We start from the raw sequence: 22,699 nt of genomic DNA, 5'->3' as shown, positions 1-22,699 counted from the left end.
TATACTAATTTCAAAAATTTCTTTTTAAAGAAATTAAAATCAATTATTATAAAATTGATATAAGCAACAAAAGTTTTATGAAACATCTAATTTTTGTTGTTAATAACTTAGACTATTTGTCTATTTAACAATTTTAGGCTATTTATGGAATTACAAAAACAAAAAAATAAGTCGTTAACAACTTTGATTATTTTTTGAATTTTAGTAGGTATAACAACAACACTTGTTTATAACTTAGAATGATTTATTCAAAAAGTAATTATTTTTAATGGTGGTTTACAAGCTGATCTAAATATGGGAACAGCTATAATAGATAAAAATTTAACTATTGTTTTTAGTGAACACAATATTAAAACAATAGATGATTTTTATATTAAATTAAATGATGTAATAGATAAAGAAAATCATATAATTACAAAATATTATAATATTAATATTAATAGTGCATTTAAAAAAGAAGGTTTATTATTTTCAGCTGCTGCTTTAATAGCTTCATTTATTTCAGGACCTATTTTAGTGTATGCAATTACTAAGAAAAAAATTTATAAGTTCTTTATTTTACCAATACTTTTAGGCTTATCTATAATGATGTTTTTTATAATGCCAGTAATTTCATCAGTACTTTTATTAGCTACTGTTTTTACTCCATTATTTGGAATGTTATATTCTTATAGAACTGCTTTAGATTCTTGGGCTACTTCAGTTGCACGTAAAACTAATGTAAAGATTTCATTTGTACGTGGGTTTTATGAAGTTGGAGCAGGTTTAGGTTCAATTGGTCTTACTCAATTACTTTTACATTTAAATTATTATAAAAGAACAATTAGTTGAGCTGATGCTACTCCATATTATGTAGTTGGTGCTTTTTATGTTATTTTGACAATCTTTTTATGATTATTTATGCCAGATAATATTTTTGACAAATTACATGTTAAAGAAGAAAGAGTTAGTCAGAAAAAATATGAAGAAGTTAAGCAAGCTAATAAACTTAATCAAGAATTAACTTTAAAACAAATTATTTTAAATAAAAACTTTATTATTGGATTATTATTCTTTTTAATAGTAATTGGTACAGTACAAGCATTTGGTTCAATTTGAGTAAATACAGTTGAAAACTTTACTTCAACAACAAAATCATTTAACTCTCCTCAACATATCGGATATCAAAAAGCATTTTCAATACCAGTTCAATTACTTTTATCTTATTTGATTTTACAAGTTGTTACTAAAATTAAATTAAAACAATTCTTACTATGAGCAGCGATTTTAGCTTCAATTAGTTGATTTGGAATTGGAACAATAGTTTATATAGTTAAACCAAAAAATCCAATTATTACTAGTTTAATTGGTGGAATTGGTGGAGCTATTACTGGAACATTAGCTGTTGCTTTAGGATATGAATTTATTTCAAGAGTAACAACTATTAATACTCGTCCAGCAACCTTTGTTGTTTTTAACTCAATTACATATGGCTTTGGTGGAATTATTTTTGTAGGAGTTAATACGTTTTTATCAAAAACTCCAGTATTTGGAATTAGTGGAGCTGGTGGATATTGAGTTTGATTAATTTGTGGAATTTCATGTTTATTTGCAATTTTATTACTAATTTTATTTTTTAAAGAGCCAGAATTTATTACTAGAGAAATTGATGATAAAACATTTAATAAACATTTATTAGTACCAGCTCATCATAAACCAGATCAATTAAAAAATAATAAAAATAATAGGAAATAACATTATGATCTTATCTTTATATGTTTGATTACAAATTAGAAAAAAACTAAAAAGAAAAGTTAGTTATCAAGAATCTTTAGATTTTGAATATCAAATAGCAAATGAAAATGGATATAATTTTGATTATTTAGATTTATCAGGTTTTAATAAAGAATATAAAACTATTAATACTAGATTTGGAAAATTAAAAATTTTTAAACACGGAACTGGTGATACTGTAATTATTTATTGTCATGGTATTTTATCAAATAATAGAAATGCGATTAAGTTTTTAGATTATTGTTTTTCAAGAAATATAACTTTAATTAGTTATGATAATTTTGGTTGAGGTGAATCTGATAAATTTGGTAAATGTACTTTAGGTATTAAAGAAGCAGATTTATTAAAAGATGTTATTGATTTTGTTAAAAAAGATTTTAAACCAAAAAAACTAGTTATATATGGTGAATCTATGGGTGGAGGAACTGTTTATAGTTTTATTAGTAAATATAATAATAAAATAGCTGATAAATTTATTGTTGATGCAGGATATAATTCATTTTTAGACATTGCTATTCAATCTGGATTTAAAAAGGTTTGATATTTTATTTATTTATCTTATTTATTTTTACCAATACTATTTAAATTTTCTCATTATCCAGTTAAAAGATTTATTAAAAAACAAGATTTTAAAAATTTAGATAATGTTTTACATATTCAAAGTACAGGAGATGCTTTAGTTGATTATAAGCATTTTAAAAAACACTTAAAATATCTAAAAAACAAACATATTTATTCAAAACCAATTCGTCACTGTATGGGAATCGATTATTTAAGAGATGAACATTATAGTGTTTTAGATGATTGAATTGAAATTAAAAAATAATAACAAAAATCAGCACAACTAAGTGCTGATTTTTTATTATCTATTAAATTTATAAACATATATATTAAATGATGAAGCTTAAATTTTAAAAATCTATTATCTTTTTTAAAATGATAAATATAAAACTTAAAATGTAAAAAAACTAATATAAAGATGTCCTGCTATCTGGTTATAAACTTGACATTATCGTGGGTTATTATACAAAATGGTACTATAAGTTATAATTATATTATCAAAGAAATTAGAGAATAATAGATCTATTCTAACAAGCCTAATTTATCTTTGAGTTCATGGGAAAACCTTGAACAATCACTTTTAACCCTCAATACGATTCCTGAGATCTCGTCAACTAACTCACTAGGTAATCCATTGGGGTATTTTTTTATGTATAAGAGTGTTTTGTCTAATCCACTATGAATTCTTCTTGTTTGGTTTATCATTGTTAGTATTTTTAAATCTTCTTTTCTACTTTCATCTAATTGTTTTCTTCTAACAAAATCAACTTCAACTCAATCAGTTGAACCAATTTCTAATGGCTTTGCAATATAGCGTTTAGTATCTGTTCTAAAGTAAAGTTGTTCATCTGAACCAATTACAAGTTGAATATTTTCTTTTTTATAAAATCTAAAACGTTTACCAAATTCATCGTATGGAGCATAAATTTTAGTTTTATACTCTGCTACACCATTTGCAAATTTTCTAGGTATAGGTAGGTCAAAGAATTTTTCAACTTCATTTTCACCTAGTTGTCTAAATGCATTATCTCTTTTTCTTTTTTTACATTTACTATTAACAAAATCTATTAATTTGTGTTTTATTTGATTTGCTTGTTCAATTGTTTTTATATCATTTTGTTTAAAGAAGAAAGGTGCATTTTTTTGGACTGTATCTCACATTCTTTCAACATGTGGTTTTGCATTAGCATTAGATGAAGAAATCACCTCTATACCCCTATTTTCAAGCTCTAAACGCGTTCTAGCGTTATTTCTTTCATCTTTTTTAAAATTAGCTCTATTATCAGTAATAATTCTTTGAGGATAGCCATAAGTTCTAAATATTGTTTCAAAAATTTTTTGATAAGAATTTAAAGATTCTTCGTATTCTTCAAAACACATATCAAGTATTTGATTAGTTCCAACATCAACAGCCATAACACATGTTGCTATTGTGTTATTTTGAAAATAATAATGAGTACATCCATCTACTTCTATTACCTGTCCAAATTTATAATTGTTTGCTACTGCTAGTCTGTGTTTTTCTACGTTTTTAGGCACATAAAAAACTAGCTCATTGCTATACCTAATTAATTTTCCTTCTTCTTGTTGTCTTCTTATTTTTTTAACTTCTTTTTTGGTTTTACGTTTGCAATAAGGGCTTGCATAACCTTGTTGTATTAGTCTCCTATTTAAAGTTGAATAAGAAATTTTATTTTTAGTGTTAGTTGACATAAGAGTGCTGTGATAGTTTTCTAAAGTTAAATAAGAACAACTAGCATTATTTACATCTCCACCAGTTATTTTTACTTGTTCTTGGTATTTTTCACCTAAATTATGTATTATCTCATCACTATATTTTTGAGCATTTTTATTATTAGTGTTTTTATGTGAAAGAATTAGCTCTGCTTCCTTGTTCTTTCATTTAATATATTCACTTTTATATTTTTTTACAGTAGAAAGTGATTTTTGAAACTGTATAGCGATTGATAACAACTTTCTGTTAGGCTCTTTTTCAAAAGTATCTATTATAAGTTTCTTTTTTTCATTAAACTTTTTATTTTCTTGGATAACAAACATTAGACCTCCTGTTCAATTATAAGACCACAGATCTGTGGTCTTATAATTGGTCTGGTACCATTTTGTTTAATAATCCAACTTTAAAAAAAACACTTTACAAACTTTGTATTTATGTTATATTAAAAATGTAGAAATAAGTTAAAATAAGCTTTCTTGATTTTCCTTTTTTCTACAACGTCAATAGGTAAGAACAAAACTCTTTGTTGTAGTTAAATACAACAATTTAGAAAATGTTTAATATTTTCCAATAGTATAACCCTGTATCTAAAAATACAGGGTTTTTTTACTATTTAAACTATAGTTTTAAAATAAGTTAGATAGGTTTTTAAGGTATAATTATATTATTGTAAAAGAGTTTTTTAGTGTGGAAAATGGCTGAGAGGGTGGAATAAATGTCACAAGAATATAGTGCAGAATCGATTAAAGTTTTAAAAGGTTTAGAAGCTGTTAGAACACGTCCTGGAATGTATATTGGATCAACTTCAAAAACAGGGTTACATCATTTAGTATGAGAAATTTTAGATAACTCAATTGATGAAGCAATGGCTGGATATGCTGATTTAATTAGTGTAACTATAACAAAAGAAAATGAAGTAATTATCCAAGATAATGGAAGAGGAATTCCAGTTGGTATTAATTCAGATACTAAGAAATCTGCATTAAGTTTAGTTTTTACTCAATTGCATGCTGGAGGAAAATTTGATTCAGAGACTTATAAAATTTCTGGTGGTCTTCATGGAGTTGGAGCTAGTGTTGTTAATGCTTTATCTTTATATGTTGAAGTTGAAGTCTATAGAAATAATATTCACTATCATCAATTGTTTAGTGAAGGTGGTACTAAAGAATCAGAATTACAACAACTAGGTCAGACTGATTTAAGAGGAACAAAAGTTAAATTCAAGCCAGATCCTGAAATTTTTAAAGAAACTGTAGTATTTGATTATGAAGTTATTAAAAATAAAGTTAAACAGTTAGCATTTTTAAATAAAGGTTTAAAAATTACTTTAACTGATGAAAGAATTGAAAAAACAGTTGAATACTTATTTTTAAATGGGATCTTAGACTATATTAAAGAAAAAAATGAAACTAAAAATAAAATAAACCCAAATATTTTTTATGTAGATTCAAAATACGAAGACATTGAAGTTGAAATGGCGCTTCAATATAATTCTGATTATCAAGAAAATATCATTACTTTTGTAAATAATATTAACACTCATGAGGGAGGAACTCATGAGGATGGTTTAAAACAAGCTCTAATTAGAGATATTAATAGATATGCTGATACAGTAATAAAAAATAACAAAACTCCTTCTAAATTCTCTTGAGATGATATTAAAGAAGGAATGATGTGTATTTTATCAGTTAGACATACAGATCCACAATATGAAGGTCAAACTAAAACTAAACTTTCAAACCCTGATGCTAAAGAAGCGGTTAATATAATCATTGGAAATGCTTTTGAAGAGTTTCTATTAAAATCACCAGAAGACGCTAAAGCTATTTTAGATAAAAATGTTAATGCTCAAAAAGCAAGAATTGCAGCTCAAAGAGCAAGAGAAGAAACTAGAAGAAAATCTGCACTAGATTCATTTTCATTACCAGGTAAATTAGCAGATTGTGAAACCAAAGATTCAAATATAGCTGAACTTTATTTAGTGGAGGGGGATTCAGCTGGTGGTAGTGCTAAAACTGGAAGAAATAGAAAATTTCAAGCTATTTTACCTTTAAGAGGTAAAGTATTAAATGTTGAAAGAGTAACTGAAGCTAGAGCTTTTTCAAATAATGAAATTAAATCAATTGTTACAGCTGTTGGTACTGGAATAAAAGAAGAATTAGATTTATCTAAACTAAGGTATAAAAAAATAGTAATTATGACTGATGCTGATGTTGATGGTGCTCACATTAGAACATTACTACTAACATTCTTTTATAGATATATGAAGCCACTTGTTGCTAATGGTCATATTTATATAGCTCAACCTCCTTTATATAAAATTGAAGCAAGTAAAAAAATAGCTTATGCATATACTGATAATCAATTAGATGAACTAAAAAATAATGAATTTAATAATTTAAAGTACACAATTCAACGCTATAAAGGACTTGGAGAAATGGATCCGCTACAACTATGAGAAACAACGATGGATCCACAACAAAGAACTATGCTACAAATTTCGCTTGAAGATGCTACTTTAGCAAATGAAGTATTTTCAGATTTAATGGGTGAAGATCCTGAGTTAAGAAAAATTTATATTCAAGATAATGCTAAATTTGTTGAAAATATAGACTTTTAGAAAGGCAGAAAATTATGAATAATGAAAACAATAATAATGATTCTTTAGATGAAAATCAAAATCATTATCATGGTAAAATTTCTCCTATTGATATTTCAACAGAAGTTAGAAAAGATTTCTTAGAATATGCAATGAGTGTTATTGTAAGTCGTGCACTACCTGATTTAAAAGATGGATTAAAACCAGTTCATAGACGTATCATTTATGCAATGAATGATTTAGGAATTACTTCAGATAAACCACATAAAAAATCTGCTCGTATAGTCGGAGAAGTAATTGGTAAGTATCACCCACATGGAGATAGTGCTGTTTATGAAACAATGGTAAGGATGGCTCAAGAGTTTTCTTATCGTTATCCTTTAATTGATGGTCATGGTAACTTTGGTTCGATTGATGGAGATAGTGCAGCTGCAATGCGTTATACTGAAGCTAGACTAGCTAAGATATCAAATTATCTAATAAAAGATATTGATATGGATACAGTACCATTTATTGATAATTATGATGCTAGTGAACATGAACCAGCTTATTTAACAGGTTATTTACCAAACCTTTTAGTTAATGGAACTATGGGTATTGCAGTTGGAATGGCAACTTCAATTCCACCACATAATTTAAAAGAAGTAGTTAGTGCTATTAATGCTTATATTGATAATAATGATATTACTATTGATGAAATTTTAGAAAATCATATTTTAGGTCCTGATTTTCCAACTGGCGCTTTAATGACTAATGGAACAAAAATGCGCGAAGGTTATAAAACAGGACGAGGTAGTGTTATTATTAGGGCAAAAATTGATTTTGAAGAAAATAAAAAGCACGATAGATTTGTAGTTACTGAAATTCCATATCAAACTAATAAAGCTAAAATTATTGAAAAAATAGCTGAATTAGTTAAAGACAAAACTATTGAAGGTATTTTTGATATTAGAGATGAATCAAATTATGAAGGTATTAGAATCATTATTGAATTAAAAAAAGATGCTAATCCTGATGTTGTTTTATCTAAACTTTATAAATACACTGCTTTACAATCAAGTTTTTCGATTAATTTATTAACTTTAAATAATAATTTACCTGTTTTATTAGACTTAAAAACTATTATTAAAAACTATGTTGAGTTTCAAGTTAATGTTATTATAAAACGTTCTATTTTTGAAAAGAATAAATTAACTAAGCGTTATCATATTTTAGAAGCTTTACATATTGCTTTAGATAATGTTGATGATGTTATTAATATTATTAAAAATTCTAAAACTAGTGATGAAGCTAAAATTCAATTAACTAATAAATATAACTTTGATGAAGAACAAAATAAAGCTATTTTAGATATGCGTTTACAAAGATTAGTTGGTTTAGAAAGAGACAAAATCACTTTAGAAATGACTAATATAAAAGAACGCTTAACTTATTTAGATCTTTTGATTAACACAAAAGAAGAACAAGATAATGTTTTAAAAAATCAATTAAATGAAATAGCTGACAAGTTTGGAGATAATAGAAGAACAGAATTAATTGATGAAGAATTGATTAATATTGAAGATGAAGAATTGATTCCTGATCTAAAATGAATGATCTTATTATCTCAAGAAGGTTATATTAGAAGAATTAATCCAGATGAGTTTAGAATCCAAAAACGCGGTGGACGTGGAGTTAGTGTTAATGCAGAGCCAAATGATCCTATTGATATAGCAACAATGGGAAAAGCTAAGGATTGAGTATTATTTTTTACTAATTCAGGGAAGGTTTATAGAACTAAGTTATATAACATTAGAAGTTATTCAAGAACAGCTAGAGGATTACCAATTGTTAACTTTTTAAATGACTTAACTAGTGAAGATAAAATTACAGCTATTTTACCTTTAAGAAACAATAAAGAAAAATTCAATTATTTAACTTTTGTTACTCAAAAGGGAATGATTAAAAGAACTAAAATTTCTGAATTTGAAAACATTAATAGAAATGGTAAAAAAGCAATTAATTTAAGAAAAAACGATCAACTAGTTTCAGTATTTGCAACAACTGGACAAGATACTATTTTTATTGCTAATGAGTCTGGAAAAGTAATTAGAATTAAAGAAAGCGTAGTTAATCCACAATCTAGAGTTGGTTCTGGAGTTAGAGCATTAAAATTAGAAGCTAATGATGTTGTAGTTGGAGCAATTAGTTCATTTAAATTAACTCATATTACCACTGTTTCAAATAAAGGTTTATTTAAAAAGACACCAATTGATGATTATAGAATTAGTGGAAGAAATGGTAAAGGTATAAAAGTAATGAATTTAAACCAAAGAACTGGTAAATTCAAAGCTATTATTGATGCTAGAGAAACTGATTTAATCTTAATTATTTCAAGTGATGGAAACTTAATTAAGACTAAAGTTTCAAATATTCCTTCGCTTTCAAGAAATGCTAGTGGAGTTAAAGCAATTAGATTAGCAGATAATCAAGAAATTAATGCAATTACTTTAGAATACCGTAAACACGGCCTTGAAAACGAAGATTTTGAAGAAGATTAGAATAACAAAAACCGAACTTTGTAATGTTCGGTTTTTTTTTAATTTTTATTTTAATAAACCTATTAAAACTATTTATCTTTTTGATTTATCAAATGGTATTCCAACTGCTGCTGGAGCTTTAGAAGTTTTACTAAATAATACCATTGCAACAATAGTTAAAATAAATGGTAAAGTATTAAATAAAATTGATATGCTTTGAATAGTTTTATTTGTTGAAATTGTTCCTATTTGTTGTCCTAAAGCAAATAGTCATGAAAATATAATAGCTCCAATTGTAATAAATAGAATTCTTCATTGCCCAAAAATCATAATAGCAATTCCTAAAAATCCATATCCGAATATATTTCCACTAAATAATCCACCACCACTAACTGTAGTAACAACAAATACTCCACCACCAATTCCCGCTAAAAATCCTGATAAAATTACTGCAACATATCGATATTTAGTTACACTAATTCCAGCTGCATCAATAGCATTTGGGTTTTCTCCAACCATTGCATATCTCATTCCTTGTTTTGTATATTTAAAAAAAACAAATAATCCAATCGCAAAAATAATAGCTATTATTGTTCAAATAGGTAACATACTTGCAACTACTTGAGTTTTAGAACCAACTATTTTAGTTATATTAATTACATTTATTGAAGTATAACCACTAGCAATAACTTGTGATTGCTTTCCAAATCAATTTGATGTTGATAAAAATATTCCAAGACCTATTGTTAAAATGTTTATCGCAGTTCCTGAAATAATTTGGTTTGCTTTTAATGTGATTGATGGAAAAGCATGTAATAGTGCAAAAATTGCTGTAATTACTCCCGCTAGTAAAACTATTGGTATTTGAGTATAATTACTCTTTTGATCATTTGTTGTTAAATAAGTTCCTAAAATAGAAACAACCAAAGCTCCAATAATCATCATACCTTCAACAGCAATGTTAACAACTCCTGCTTTTTCACTAACAAGTGATGATAGAGAAGCAAACAATAAAACACCAACTAAAGCAAGCCCTCAAGTTAAAATACTACTATTAAATAAAATTGCCATTTTTACTTAACCTCCTTTAGTACTGATTTTTCTAAATTCATAATCTTTAAATTAGTTTGTTGTTTTAATGTTTTTTCTAAGTTAAATAATTGCTCTAAATCAGTTAGTGTTTCTCTTGGCTGTTGCTTAATTGCTAATAAATATTGTTGTTTATCTTTATCAATAATTTGATTTGCTTTATCAATTCAAGTTTTATAGTTATTAATTAGTTCTTGTTCTTCAACTCTACAATTAGTATAAGAAATTTGCTTTTCTAAAAAGATTATTAATTTAAATGTTTTTAAACTTATTTTTGCTTTTTGTTTAATATATTCAGGTGCATCATAATCACTAATAATATTAGAACCAAATATCTCATCTATTTGCGATTTTATTTTTAAAGCTTCTATTAAAGTCTTATCATTAGATTTTATTGCTTGTCTATTTAAGTTTTTATCTATATTAGTCATAACTAATGTCTTTAGATCATTTAATAAAACAATAGCCTTATTAACTTCTAATTTAGAACGATTCATATCAATAAGTTCTAAACGTTTGTGCTTATTAACAAGAGCTTGTTTTTTAGCTTGTATAAAGCGTTGTTTTTCTTCCTTAAGATAAGTTTTATATTGTTCTAAAATAGTTTGTAATTGAACATTTTCTTTTTTAGCATTGTCTTTTTGAGTTTTAAATTTATTTTTTTCTTCTAAAAGCTTAACACTAGTTTGCTTTTTAACTTCTTTAATTTCTTGTTTAATCTTATTAATTTGTTCTAAATGTTTATTATCATATGAATTTTTATTCAATTTCAAATTTTCTTTTTGTAAATTAAACTTAGACTTAATATTTTTAATTTGCTCATTAAGCAATGCAATAGTTTTTAGTTTATTAGCTTTAATTTCAATTACATTATCACGATATTGAAATTCGTGAAATAAAACTCCTATTTGTGCTTCTTTAAAAACTTTAATTTCTTGAATTTTTAACCTATGTTCTTTTTTAATTTGTTTTATATCTGATTGATATTTATTTAAAATATTTTGTTTGACTTGTGTGATTTTATATTTATGATCAGCTAACTTTAAATCTAAATCATAAGATTCTAAAACAAATTTAGTTGTTATTAAATTTAATTGTTCTTTTAAATTGGTTTTTAATCCATTAACACTAAGTCTTGTTTTATCTTCTTTAACAAATGCTTTAATATCAATAATTTTATTTTTAATTAAATCGATTGATTGGTTAATATTTTTTTTAAATTCTAGTTTAATATTTTTTCTACCATTTCAAAACAAGTGAGGTAAGTAGATTTGTTTTTTAATTTTATTTTTAACAACATAATTTTTATAACTATCATTTACTTGTTGTTTATACTCTTTTATAAAAATTAAAAAGATTTTTTTAAATCTTAATATCAAAAGATGTAGATATAATTTTCAAACAATTTCTCTACTTGTAGGTGATGTTAATAAATTAAATTTATTTTTTAACAACTCTCAAGGTTTAAAAACAATAAATATAGAAACAATTGCTGTAAAGTAAATAAGAACTCCTGAAATTAATCCACTTATTTGTGTTGAAATACCATACAATGAAGAAACAGGGCTTCCTCCAGTTTTGATCATTGCTCATAATCAACCAATTGGAATAATTCCTATAGGATTATTAAAAGCAACTAATGAAACTGCAATTGCATCAAATCCAACAGTTGGTAAACTATTAGAAGCAAAAGAATTATTTGGCGTAACTGTAAACATTAAAACGAATCCTGCAATTCCTGCTATTGCTCCTGATAAAGCTAATGAATTTATAATTTGAGTTTTAACATTAATTCCAATATATTTAGAACCAGTTATTGATGAACCAACAGCTTTTAACTTAAAACCTAAAGTTGTTTTTGAGAATAACACTCAAACTAAAATCACACAAATTAAAGCTATTAATAAAGGAATAATTACAGTATTTGAACCAATAACCAATTGATCTGATGGAATATTTTTTGATATAAATGGTAAACCGCCTGAAAAATCTCCAAATTTATTAAAAAATCATTTGAATATATAAAATACTGATCAGTTTAACAAGATAGTTTAAACAACTTCGTGTATGTTAAACAAAGCTTTTAGTGCTCCTGCAATAAGTGCTAAAAAACTAGCTGAAACAATACAAGTTATTAACATTAAAATAATCATTGAAGTATCTATTGTTGCTGCTTTTGAACCTTTTATATAGAAAAATAAAATCGTTGAAACACTTGTAGCTGTTAGTATTTGACCAGGTGCTCCAATATTAAATACTCCCGATTTAAAAGCAACAGCCATTGATAATCCTGCAACAATATATACTGCCATTCAATTTAAACTTATTTGATAAAAGTTTTTATCAAAGTTAATCCCAAGCAAAAGAGCAAAATATGTAAAAGGATTTATTTTTAAAAATGAAAGAAAAACACCAGAAACAATAAACCCCATAATAATCGAAAACAAAGAACCTTTTATAAACTTTAACTTAGTTTTTGTTTGATTTGAACTAAATAAATATTTTACTTTTTTATTCAATGTTCACAATATTCTAGATTGCATTTTCTACCACGACCTTACTTTTTTTATTAACTTTATTATTTTTAATTTGTTCTAAAGTTTGACCAGTCATTAAAGCCCCAATTTCTTCTTTTTTAGCTTTTTTTGCTGGTAATTCACCAATTAATTTTCCATCGTTAATAACAACTATTCTATCTGCAAGAGCCATTATCTCATTTAAATCATAAGAAACTAGCAGAATTCCTCTACCTCTTTCCTTTTCTTTTAGAATTTGAGAATGAACATTTTCTATAGCTCCGACATCAAGACCACGCGTAGGCTGAACAACAATTAACAAATCGTGTTCTCTTTTAATTTCTCTTCCTACAATAGCTTTTTGTTGATTACCTCCAGAAAGACCTCTAGCTATTGCAGTCCCATTTCTTGAACCCCTAATATCAAATTCTTTAATAATTATTTGTGCATATCTTGAAATTGCTTTTTTATTAATAAATCCAAATTGGGAAAATGGTTTTTTATCAATTTCTTGACTTACAATATTTTCTTCAACTAAAAAATCTAATAACATTCCATGTTTATGACGATCCTCAGGAATATGAGACATACCCATCTCATATCTTGTCTTAACACTACTATTAGCTATGTTTATTTTTTTATAAACAACACCGCCTGAAACCGGTTTTACTAATCCTGTAATTGCTTGAATTAATTCACGTTGCCCATTTCCTTCAACTCCGGCAATAGCTAAAATTTCACCAGATCTTACTTTAACATTAAAAGTTTCTAGTCCATAAGCTTTATGATTAGAATCTTTTTTTACTGTTAAATTAATAACATCTAATATTGGTTCTTCAGATAAAACTTTTTTATACTTATTTTTAACTTCTACAAGTTTTCTTCCAACCATTGCTTCTGCTATTTCATTTCCACTAACTTCGCTAACTTGTAAATCTGTTATCTTTCTACCTAATCTAATAACTGTAGCAACATTTGCAACTTCTTTGATTTCATCCATTTTATGCGAAATGAAAATAATAGTTTTACCTGCTTTTTGAAGGTTTTTCATTATTTGTAAAAGAGATTGGATTTGTTGTGGTGTTAAAACTGCAGTAGGTTCATCAAAAACTAATATATCTGCTTTTCTATATAAAATTTTTAAAATTTCTACACGTTGTTGTAGTCCAACTGAAATATCTTGAATTTTTGCATCTAAATCAACATACAAACCATATTTGTTCATAATTTCAATTAATTCAGCACGCATTTTTGCTTTATTTAAAAAGATTTTTCCTCTTGTTTGTTCAACACCTAAAATAATATTTTCTAAAACCGTATTTACTTCAACTAATTTAAAATGTTGATGAACCATACCTATTCCTAGTTTATTAGCTTTAATTGGATTTGATATTATTTCTTCTTTTCCATTAACTTTTATAATTCCAGATGTTGGTTGATATAAACCAAATAAAATTGACATTAATGTAGATTTACCAGCTCCATTTTCACCAACTAATGCATGAATATCTCCTTTTTTAACTCTAATAGTAATATCATTATTAGCAACTATAGAACCATTTAAAAATGTTTTGGTAATATTTTGCATTTCAATAGCATAATTAATTTCTTTTTCTTTATTCATAAGTTATGCTCCCAATTCTATTTAGTTGACTTAATTAACATTTGTCAGTAATCTTTTATTCCTGCTATACCATTAGCACTTAGTGTTAAACTATCTCATTCGTTATCTTGAATATTTTTTTGTATTGATTCCAGTGCTTTATCTAGAGATGTCTTTGATAAGTATTCTTTAAATGTATTTCCTGATTTTTCTAGAGTTTTTTTAAGATCTTCTTCTATTTTTTTAGCTTTATCCTTTGAATAATCAATTGATTCAACAGATAAGTTAGCTGCATTAGTTAAAGAACCATTAACTTTTTTAATGCTTCACTTTGTATCAGATTTTCTTGAAGATGAAATTGATCAATCTACTTCTTTTCCAACTAAAGTTTTTCCATCTTGAATTTCATTACTCTTATTTGAAATATATTCTTTATTATCAACAACAGCTTTTTGTAGCGATCTAGCTCTATTTAAAGCATAAACCGAAGCTGAAACAATGTTCTTTTTAGCACTTGTTATAAATCTAATCTCATTACCTTTTTTTGATGAACCAACACTAGTTACTTGATCAGTATCAACACCAATTACATAAGGCTTATGACCTGTAGCTTCTAAAACATCATTAATTTGTGGTCCAGCAACTGGAAAAATTATATCTGCTTGATTTCTAATTAATGCATCAACTACTCCTGATTTTGTGGCTCCACCAACATCAAAATTTTTTGAAAATCAAATATTGTCATTAACATCAACTAGTGAATCAATAGTTGCTTTTAGTCCTTGATTTGCAAAATAAACAGGTTGTAATTTGTATTTGACTTTTTGACCTTTATTATCTTCTAATTCAATTTCTTTATTTGCAATTTTACTATTATAAACATGCATTGCCGCAAGAAGCCCTCACATATAGTTATCAACAGCATCTTTACCAGTAATACCACCAAACATACCAATTGATATATAGTTATTACCTGCTACTGATCCTTGTAAAGGCATATCTTTAGAACTATTAGAAGCTTGTAGTGCTTCTTTTGAAAACTCACCACTATTTAAACTAGTCATTTTCGGGAGATTTGCTCACATAATAGCATCTCAACCTGCATTAAATCCAGCTAATTCTGAGTTAAACAATACTGATATAACATTATCTTTTTTAAATTTAGCATCTAGTAAGACAACTGTTTTATTTCCTGCTTTTTTCATTCTTTCAGCAGCATAATCAACAGCTCCTAAATGCCCAAAGCCTGCTAGTAAAAGTGCATCAGCTTTTTTATAGACTCCAGTACTATAAGAAGTTCTAAAAGCATCAATTGTGTGCTCAGGAGTTTCAACATAGTTATTACTATTATCTTTTGCATATTCATAATCTTGGTTTACAAATGAATGGGTTTTACTATCTCATTTAGTTTTTCCACCAATTGAGCTAGCATAATCAAATTTTCTAGCTATATTTTCATCTGTAATATTAAAGTTATTATGAATTTGAGAGCCAAATTTAATTACACCTTCTCAAGAACTTTCATTAAATGTTTTGTCTTTAATATTTCCTCCTCCATCAGTAACAACAAGCACTCTTTGACCTAATACACCTTCAGCAAAACTTGCTGCTTTACATGAAATTACTGTTGAAACTGACCCACTAACTCCAATAAAAGTTGTTAAAATTGTTAAAAGTTTTTTCATTCTCAACTCTCCTTTATAATATCTTCATCTATTTTTATGTGAAAATCTTTTTAAAAGTAAAAAGGTTTTTCATTTTTTAATATAAATTGCTAATAATAAAACTAAATTATTTTTTTATGATATCCTCATACCTCCTTTTTTAAAAATTAAAAATCCCAAGCAAAAAACTTGGGATCTTTTTAATCTTTAATTCTATTAAATATAACTTTTTTATTACCTAATTTATTGAATTTAATATTTAAAAATGTTTTTAAAATATCAAAGTTAATATCAACATTTTCTAACCCAGATTGCTCAATCATATCTTTATATGAATCAACTAATATTGGTTTTAGTAAATAAGAAATAATTGCAATATTTCTTTGCAAAGTAATTAAAACAGTTTTTAGTTCTTCAATTCTATTTTCTTTTTCTAAATTTCAAGGTGCTTTAGTTTCAATATATTTATTACATGCATTAGATAATTCTAAAACTGCTTTAATAGCTTCACTAATTTTGTATTGATCCATATTAAAAATATAGTTATCAATTGTTTTGATACCTAAATCAATTAATTCTTGATCATATTTAACATTATTTAAATCAATATATCCATTAAAATACTTACTAATCATGTTATGAGTTCTACTTATTAAATTACCTACATTATTAGCTAGATGAGCATTAAATGATTCAATAAATAATTCAAGACTAAAATTACCATCTTTTTCAGTTGGTAGATCATTTGCTATATAAAATCTTAAAGCATCAGCTGAATATAATTCAACAATTTTAACTGGATCAATTACATTTCCTAAAGATTTACTCATTTTAGTATTTTTGTTTAAAATTCATCCGTGACCTAATAAATGTTTAGGTTGTTTTAAATTTAAAGCTTCTAAGATTACTGGTCAATAAATTGAGTGAAATCTAATAATTTCTTTTCCAGCTAATTGTAAAATTTCACAATCATCATTTTGCCAAAACTTTTTAAATAATGAGTCATCTTCTTGAAGATATCCTAAAGCTGTAATATAGTTACTTAAAGCATCTAATCAAACATAAATTATATGTTTTTCATCTTGAGTAATCGGAATTCCTCACTTAAAACTCACTCTAGTTACTGATAAATCTTTTAATCCTAGTTCAACAAAATTTTTTAACATTTCATTTCTTCTATATTCAGGAATTAAAAAGTCTGATTTTAAAATATTTTGCACAAATTCTTGAAACTGACTAACTTTTAAAAAGTAAGTATCTTCATTAACTAGTTGTGGTTTTGTGTTTGAAATTTTACATAATCCATTTTCATCAATTTGTTCATTAGTTAAAAACTCTTCACAACTAACACAATATATTCCTTCATATTGTCCTTTATAGATATATCCTTTTTCTAATAAAATAGTAAAGATTTTTTGAACAGCTTTTTCATGATAATCATCTGTAGTTCTAATGAATTTATCATAATTAATATTTAATTTAGCTCACAAATCTTTAAAAGCTTGTACTTTAGGGTTTAGATATTCTAGTGGTGTTAAATTAGCTTCTTTTGCTTTGTTTTCAATCTTTTGACCATGTTCATCACTACCTGTTAGAAAGAAAGTTTCATAGCCTTGTTCTTTTTTATATCTATTTAAAATATCAGCTAGTGTTGTTGTATAAGCATGACCTAGATGTAAATTACCACTAGGATAATAAATTGGAGTAGTTATATAAAATTTCTTTGACATATTATCCTTTCATAGGTATTATTTTACCAAGAATATCTTTTATATATTTTTATATATTTCAACCTGTTTAAAATATATTGTAAGTAATTAATATTTAAAGTATGAAAAATTAAGTTTTTTTGATAAATTATGTACTAATTTTAGATATTTTAGCTATATTGTTATAATATTTTCGAAAAATTTTTTGTAGGTATATTATTATGAAAAAAGCAACTAAATTATTATTATCTATATTACCAATTTCATCAATTAGTTTTTTAAGTGTAATTTCATGTTCAACAACTAGTTCAAATACAAAACAACCAGATAAAAAACCTGAAAAACCAAATGAAAACACTCCAAAAACACCACCAAAACCAGATGATAAAAAACCTAATAATAACGATGATAATTCAAATAGTAATTCTAATTCAGACCATAATAAACCTGATTCAACTAAACCTGAAGAAAATCAACCAAAAAAACCAAATGAAGAACCTCAAGGTGATGGTTCTAATAATAATGTTCAACCACATAACGATCAACCTGCTGATCAATCTGAGTCTCATAAAGTGGACCTTTCTGATTTAGATAAATTACCTAAGGAAATTTCATTTGATAATTTTGAAATATACAAAAAACAAGATGCAACATCTGCATGATTCGATTTAAAAACTAAAATAAAATGAATATTTGAAAAAGTGATAAATGATAAAGAAATTATTAACAAATATGAGGTTAATTTTGTAAACGAAAATGATTTAGTTTTTGTAGATGAAAAAGGTGTAATTGATAAAGTAAGTATTAAATTTACAAAAGATAAACAATCTAAAACGCGCACATTTTCATTTACAGGATTTAAAAAAAGAACAAATCAAGTTAATAAAAATAATAAAGAAAATTATATAAAGCCTAAAAATAAAGTCGATGAAAAATTATTAGGTTTATATTCTTCACTAGTTGCATATATGTTAATGTATAGCCAAGATCATAATAATTATAGAGAATTATTGCAATCTGGTAATGTTATTAATTTCGAGGAATTAGAAAATGGTAATAACAATTTATTTTATAGCGATTCTATAAATCTTAATGTAGAAATGAAAGATTTATTATTAGAGTATGACAAAAGTTTAGGTGAACTTTACAACGACAAAATTATAGGTGTTAGATATGATGATATAAACGGAATTTTAGGTCTAGAAGTAGAAATTAAAAATAGAGAAGAAAGCAATTTAAGTGAACCAAGTATAACTAAAGTGTTTAATTTTAAAGGCTTTAGAAAAATAGATTTTAACAATAATGATAGAAATGTTTTATCTATAAATTTATTACCATCTAGTTTAAAAGAAATAGTAGGTAAGGGTAATGTTAAAAAGAAGATAGATGAGTTTAAAAAGAGTGGTAAAAAGGAAAATAAAATCTCATTTGAGAAATCAACTGAACCATTTTTTAAACAACAATTATTTAAAAATTTATTAGTAGATATTAATAATAATGAACAAAAGATTTATAGATCAAATCAAACCTTAAGCTTACATTCATCTAATGGTTATACTTCAATTATAGGTTTAGCTGGGAATATGTCTATTTATCCATTTCATTCAATCATTACAAAAGATTGTATTAATAATATCTCTTTAGTTGTTAATAAGCAACCAGATAATAATTACTTAATTACAATTGATTTTGATTTTGATATACCAGTTTTTTCATCAACTTTTAGTGATTTAAAATCTCACGTGGCAAGTGATTCAAAGACTTTGAAATTGAAAGTTAATGCAAAAACTTTTATAAAATAATTTTCCTGATATGTAAATAAGGAGTTGATTATGAAAAAAGCAACTAAATTATTATTATCTATATTACCAATATCATCAATTAGTGTTTTAAGTGTGGTTTCATGTTCAACAAGAAATTCAAATAATAAGGAATCTGATAAAACTCCAAAAATACCTGAAAATGATCCAACTAAACCTAGTGAAGATCCTAAAAAACCTGAAGAAAATCAACCAAAAAAACCAAATGAACAGCCACAAGGTGGTGCCCCTAATAATAATGTTCAACCACATGATAATCAACTTGCTGGCCAACCTGAAATTCATAAAGTAGATTTTTCTGATGTAGACAAATTATCCAAAGAAATTTCGTTAGAACATTTTACTAATTATAAAAATAAGTCTTTAGAATCAGCTTGATCTGTTTTGCAGAAAGATAGTACTGTTTTTAGTCATATTCTTTTTAAAAATCTTAAAGGATATAAGATTAGTTTTGAAAACATAAGTGATGTTAAATTTGATCATTCAAAGGGTGTTATTGATAATGTAAAAGTCAAATTTACGAAAAAAGAAGAATCTAAGACACGTGTGTTTGTACTTACTGGTCTTAAAAAAACTGATTCAGTAGAATCAAAAGGACCAAAGAATAATAAAAACAACTATATAAAACCAAAATCTGTAGATAAAAGATTATCTGGTCTTTTTCCTTCATTATTAGCCTATATGCTATTATTTGTTGAAAACAATAAAAAATATGAAAAAATTCAATGAACTAAAAATTCAATAAACTTTGAGCAATTAAGAAATAAAAATACTAACTTCTTTGATGAAAGTTTTGTTGGCTTTAATATAGGAACAAAAGAATTGTTATTTGAATATAATGAAAATGATAGAACTAAATATGAAGATAAAATAACAAGTGCAAAATATGATGATATTAATGCTGAACTTGGTCTAGAAGTAGAAATTAAAAATAGAGAAGAAAGCAACTTAAGTGAACCAAGTATAACCAAAGTGTTTAATTTTAAAGGCTTTAGAAAAGCTAACTTTAATAATCAAAATGATAATGTCTTATCTTTATCATTACTACCAAGTGATTTAAAAGATCTTATTACTAAAGGTTCTTTAAAATCGGTTGTTGATAAGGCAATAAAATCCAAGGAATTTAGTAAGAAGATATCTGTTTTAAGCAATGATTTTATAAAAAATGGATTATTTAAAAAATTAATATTAAATGTAGTAGATAATGAAAATCATGTATATAGAGATACACAGTCACTAAAATTAGATTACAGTAATAAGAGAGGAGAAAATAATACAATAATAGCGTTTAATGATAGAACATCATTATATCCATTGCATACAAAAATTGACAAAGACTCAATAAGTGATATTTTTATTACTATCACTAATGAAGATGGACAAAATAAATTAGAAATTGAATTTAACGTTAACATACCTTTTTATGCATCAAATCTAAGTGATCTAACATCTCATTCAACAAGTAAAGATAAAACATTAAAATACAAAATTAATGCGTCTACTAGAATTGGTTAAAGTAAAGGATAACTATGAAAAAAGTAACTAAATTATTATTATCTATTTTACCAATATCATCAATTAGTGTTTTAAGTGTGGTTTCTTGTTCAACAACTAGTTCAAATTCAAAACAACCAGAAGAAAAACCTAAAAAACCAAATGAAAACACCCCAAAAACTCCTGATACCAGCCCAAAACAACCTAGTGAAAACCCTAAAAAACCTGAAGAAAACCAACCAAAACAACCAGAAGAAAAACCTCAAGGTGATGGTTCTAATAATAATGTTCAACCACATCCTAATCAACCTGTTGATCAGCCTAATATAAATAAAGATGAATTTTTTGATCTAGACAAATTACCTAAAGAAATTTCATTTGAAAGGTTTACTTTTTATACATCAAAAGATGCTACAACTGCACTAAGTCATTTAAGAATGGATGGCTCAGTTATTAAACTTATTTTTTCAAGTACTTATAGAAATATTTTTGAAAAATATGATATTAATTTAGAATTAGACGGCAATGAGAAAGAAAATGTTAAAAAAGGCTTGATAGATAAAATAAAAGTTAAATTTACTAATAAAAAAGATAAAAAATCTAAAATTATTGAGTTTACTTTTACTGGTTTTAAAGTAGTTCAAAAAACTCCTGATAAAGAAGATAAGAATAGTAAAAAAAATTATATAAAGAAAAAAGAAAAAATAGATAATAAGTTAACCGGTTTATATCCATCATTAGTTGCATATATGATTATGTATACTCAAGAACCTAAAAATTATAAGAATTTAATGCAAAAAGATTCAATAAATTTTGAGGAACTAGAAAATAATAACCCTAACCTATTTGCAGACCCAGAAATTAATCTTAATGTTGCTGCATTAAAAGACTTATTGCTTGAATATAATAGAGAGTTAGGAAAACTTTATAAAGATAAAGTAATTGCCGTTAGTTATGATGATGTTAATGGTAAATTAGGTTTAAAATTGTTAATTGAAAATAGAGAAGAAAACAATACAATAGCTAGCAAATATTCAGAAACTTTAGAGTTTGATTTTGCAGGATTTAGAAAAATTGATTTAAAAAATCCAAATAAAAACGTATTATCTTTATTATTCCCACAAAATAATTTTAAAGATATGGTTAAAAATAATGTTTTTAAAAAGAAAATAGAAGTCTTGAAATCGGAAAAACAAAAAGAAGATATGGTGTTGATAAAAGAAGAGTATGCAAAACAACTAATTTTTAAAAATTTATTAGTTCAAATAATTGATAATGAAAATAATTTATATAGATCAACACAAACTTTGAGTCTTCAAAATAATAAAAAAGATAATTATACTTCTATATTAGGATTAGCTGGTGGAGGAACTTTATATCCGTTCCATACCATAATTAATAATGATTCAATTAAAAATATTTATTTAATGATTAATAAAGAAAAAAATAAAAAATATAAAGTAGCAATTAACTTTGAAGTTGATATTCCTATATTTGCATCAACAAATAGTGATTTAACTTTTCATGCAACAAGTGGTGATACAAATATATTAAAACTAGACATTACTACAAATGCTTTAATTGATTAATTATATATGTCATTAGAAATGAGAGATA

The 22,699-nt window shown here is 25.5% G+C and carries 12 protein-coding genes and 1 pseudogene; 7 read left to right on the top strand and 6 right to left on the bottom strand.

Going from position 1 to position 22,699, the window contains the following annotated elements; genetic code table 4:
* The first annotated feature begins 144 nt into the window (after positions 1-144).
* Both V2P32_RS00590 and V2P32_RS00585 read left to right on the top strand, forming a co-directional pair.
* Positions 145-1,734: a hypothetical protein gene (locus V2P32_RS00590; protein ID WP_434343669.1), complete on the top strand. Its 1,590-nt coding sequence runs from the start codon at positions 145-147 to the stop codon at positions 1,732-1,734.
* A 4-nt stretch (positions 1,735-1,738) separates the two neighbouring features.
* Positions 1,739-2,599 carry an alpha/beta hydrolase gene (locus V2P32_RS00585; RefSeq protein ID WP_434343668.1) on the top strand — a complete coding sequence of 287 codons (861 nt, stop codon included), beginning with the start codon at positions 1,739-1,741 and terminating at the stop codon, positions 2,597-2,599.
* Between the two features lie 257 nt (positions 2,600-2,856).
* Here the strand turns inward: V2P32_RS00585 and V2P32_RS00580 are convergent, their stop codons facing one another.
* The gene (locus V2P32_RS00580; RefSeq protein WP_434343361.1) at positions 2,857-4,392 is read right to left on the bottom strand and encodes a hypothetical protein; all 1,536 of its coding nucleotides are present in this window, start codon (positions 4,390-4,392) and stop codon (positions 2,857-2,859) included.
* Positions 4,393-4,784: 392 nt separating this feature from the next.
* Between V2P32_RS00580 and gyrB the strand changes: the two genes are divergently transcribed.
* Both gyrB and gyrA read left to right on the top strand, forming a co-directional pair.
* Positions 4,785-6,689 (top strand): DNA topoisomerase (ATP-hydrolyzing) subunit B, encoded by a 1,905-nt coding sequence (gene gyrB / locus V2P32_RS00575; protein WP_434343667.1) that lies wholly within the window; start codon positions 4,785-4,787, stop codon positions 6,687-6,689.
* A gap of 14 nt (positions 6,690-6,703) precedes the next feature.
* A complete protein-coding gene (gene gyrA / locus V2P32_RS00570; RefSeq protein ID WP_434343666.1) occupies positions 6,704-9,208 on the top strand; it encodes a DNA gyrase subunit A in 2,505 nt (834 codons plus the stop codon).
* A gap of 72 nt (positions 9,209-9,280) precedes the next feature.
* Here gyrA and V2P32_RS00565 read toward each other — a convergent pair whose 3' ends face one another.
* The 5 genes and pseudogenes from V2P32_RS00565 to metG all read right to left on the bottom strand — a co-directional run bounded on the left by V2P32_RS00565 (position 9,281) and on the right by metG (position 17,789).
* Positions 9,281-10,258 (bottom strand): ABC transporter permease, encoded by a 978-nt coding sequence (locus tag V2P32_RS00565; protein ID WP_434343665.1) that lies wholly within the window; start codon positions 10,256-10,258, stop codon positions 9,281-9,283.
* A gap of 2 nt (positions 10,259-10,260) precedes the next feature.
* Positions 10,261-12,819, bottom strand: a pseudogene (locus V2P32_RS00560) (ABC transporter permease subunit).
* A complete protein-coding gene (locus V2P32_RS00555; protein ID WP_434343664.1) occupies positions 12,809-14,416 on the bottom strand; it encodes an ABC transporter ATP-binding protein in 1,608 nt (535 codons plus the stop codon). Before V2P32_RS00555 ends, V2P32_RS00560 begins: the two are co-directional and overlap by 11 nt.
* A gap of 17 nt (positions 14,417-14,433) precedes the next feature.
* Entirely contained in the window at positions 14,434-16,080 is a 1,647-nt protein-coding gene (locus tag V2P32_RS00550; protein ID WP_434343663.1) for a BMP family ABC transporter substrate-binding protein, read from the bottom strand.
* Positions 16,081-16,259: 179 nt separating this feature from the next.
* Positions 16,260-17,789, bottom strand: coding sequence for a methionine--tRNA ligase (gene metG / locus V2P32_RS00545; protein WP_434343662.1), 1,530 nt, complete (start codon positions 17,787-17,789; stop codon positions 16,260-16,262).
* A gap of 200 nt (positions 17,790-17,989) precedes the next feature.
* Here metG and V2P32_RS00540 point away from each other — a divergent pair, with 200 nt between their 5' ends.
* The 3 genes from V2P32_RS00540 to V2P32_RS00530 are packed head-to-tail and all read left to right on the top strand — an operon-like array spanning position 17,990 to position 22,671.
* Positions 17,990-19,570 (top strand): LppA family lipoprotein, encoded by a 1,581-nt coding sequence (locus tag V2P32_RS00540; RefSeq protein ID WP_434343661.1) that lies wholly within the window; start codon positions 17,990-17,992, stop codon positions 19,568-19,570.
* A gap of 30 nt (positions 19,571-19,600) precedes the next feature.
* Positions 19,601-21,103 (top strand): LppA family lipoprotein, encoded by a 1,503-nt coding sequence (locus tag V2P32_RS00535; protein WP_434343660.1) that lies wholly within the window; start codon positions 19,601-19,603, stop codon positions 21,101-21,103.
* A 14-nt stretch (positions 21,104-21,117) separates the two neighbouring features.
* Positions 21,118-22,671: an LppA family lipoprotein gene (locus V2P32_RS00530; RefSeq protein ID WP_434343659.1), complete on the top strand. Its 1,554-nt coding sequence runs from the start codon at positions 21,118-21,120 to the stop codon at positions 22,669-22,671.
* Positions 22,672-22,699 lie beyond the last annotated feature (28 nt).

The organism is Mycoplasma sp. 06067-C1-B144P-99-0482-3 (assembly GCF_051053925.1).
In the GTDB taxonomy this organism is placed as follows: domain Bacteria; phylum Bacillota_I; class Bacilli_A; order Mycoplasmatales; family Mycoplasmataceae; genus Mycoplasma; species Mycoplasma leachii.
The sequence above is the reverse complement of the archived record's forward strand: the minus strand, read 5'-3'. Positions and strand labels throughout refer to the sequence as shown.